This window comes from Wolbachia endosymbiont of Drosophila barbarae, from assembly GCF_044752445.1.
Classification (GTDB): domain Bacteria; phylum Pseudomonadota; class Alphaproteobacteria; order Rickettsiales; family Anaplasmataceae; genus Wolbachia; species Wolbachia pipientis.
In genome coordinates this window covers 1-1,293 of record NZ_JBIXJM010000121.1, presented here as the reverse complement: position 1 = coordinate 1,293, position 1,293 = coordinate 1, and the positions used below count along the sequence as shown (strand labels likewise).

Below are 1,293 nucleotides of genomic sequence, written 5' to 3'. Positions count from 1 at the left end.
TGCAATAAGTGAAAGTGGAATAAAATCCATCGTCTCTTCTATAACTTATGATTCCTTTATCGTTAATTTTATAGTTGTTAATGTACCAGTCTTTATCACTTCCTTTTGCAACCTTTATTGCATCATCAATCATTTTCTCTAGATGTTCTTGATAGAGAGAATGATTAGTATATTCTTTTTTAATAACCACATTATCTTCTTTTTTCAAAAGATAGTATTTTCCAGGTTTAAATAAAAATTTACTAAATTCTTTAAAATTTTGATTTCTTTCTCCTATCTTTTTCTTAATGAATTCTTCTACCGCTTTCAAAATAGTACTTTTTTCATAATTTTTGCTGGCCATTCCCCATATTTCTTCTTGAATACTAGCTAGTCCTGGAATACCTATAGTGTTACATGCACCATAAGTATTCCCATAGAATTGATCAGAAAAGAAAACATCCACTTCATCTATTAAAAGAGTAGTATTACTAATATCCTCTTGCTTTATCTGTCCAGATTGCTCCGCACTGTGATTTAAAATAAGACCTTCAACTAATTTTCTTAAACCTTGCTTCTTGCCATTTACCTCAGGCTCTATCACTTCATTTGCCATCTCCTCAAATGTACCATAAGTTATCTTGTCACCAATACCAAACTCCTTAAAAAAGCCGTTAAAATCTTGTTGATCTCGAGTTGCTAAGTATTCACTATAACAAACAGTTCTGACCTTATGACCTGTCAATACTAATAGTGAAGAGAGTAAACCTAGTACAAGCGATTTCCCTTGCCCTGTTAAGACTTGCGCAAGATGCTTATCAACACCTTTAGAGTCTTTATCAACACTTAACAATCGCAAAATGCATAATATTTGAATACAATGTGGCTTTAAGCTTTTTCCTGTACTTGCAATATCCTTTGATTCTTGTATAGACCACACAGCAGCTAATCCAGCAAGAAGATCAGGTAAAGTTTCTCTCTTGAATTTTGTGTTCCATTCATCAATTTTAATTTGTTCTGATTGCTCCCGTACCTTTTCAGTAATAAATTTAATTTTATCTTGGTAATTTTTGTCAGAAGTCTCTTGTATATAGGAGTTAAATTCTTTTAAGTATCTGTTATAGCAATCTCTTAGTGTTTCTACTGTGCTATTATTGTTTTCTTTTCTATATAGCTCTAAAGCTTTGTCTATATCAATCTCATCTTGTTTTCTTAAATACCAAAAAGATTCCCCTATGATACCAATTCGTTTTTTAAAATCCTCATAAGATATGCTATTCTCTACTACAGAAATAAACGGCTTTGTACTTTCTT

The 1,293-nt window shown here is 31.4% G+C and carries 1 pseudogene; it reads right to left on the bottom strand.

Annotation, left to right across the window (positions count from 1 at the left end):
• Positions 1-1,293: pseudogene (locus ACIPNH_RS01710) on the bottom strand (hypothetical protein); the annotation flags it as partial.